At 63.7% G+C, this 245-nt stretch carries 1 protein-coding gene; it reads left to right on the top strand.

All coding sequences use genetic code 11. From position 1 onward, the window contains the following. Positions 1-245 (top strand): hypothetical protein (locus Ga0451573_RS19485; protein ID WP_231685864.1); only part of this gene is annotated, 245 nt, incomplete at both ends.

Below are 245 nucleotides of genomic sequence, written 5' to 3'. Positions count from 1 at the left end.
ATCCATCCCTGCGAACCGGTGCCACTGACATACGGCGCCTTCTGGACATCGCTGAAATGGCACGGGGAGGGGTTTGACACGCGCTCGCTGCTGCAGCGCTACCGTAGGGCTGGCGTGATGATCGGCGTTCTGCCGATTGGCAGGACCGAGGTGGGCGGCGATGACATGGCGGCATTCTTCTGGAGCACAAAGCCGGATGAAGCGGAGGCTCTGCGCGCTGCGGGGATCGAAAGCTGGAAGGACCG

Source organism: Phosphitispora fastidiosa, assembly GCF_019008365.1.
Classification (GTDB): domain Bacteria; phylum Bacillota; class Thermincolia; order Thermincolales; family UBA2595; genus Phosphitispora; species Phosphitispora fastidiosa.
The sequence above is the reverse complement of the archived record's forward strand: the minus strand, read 5'-3'. Positions and strand labels throughout refer to the sequence as shown.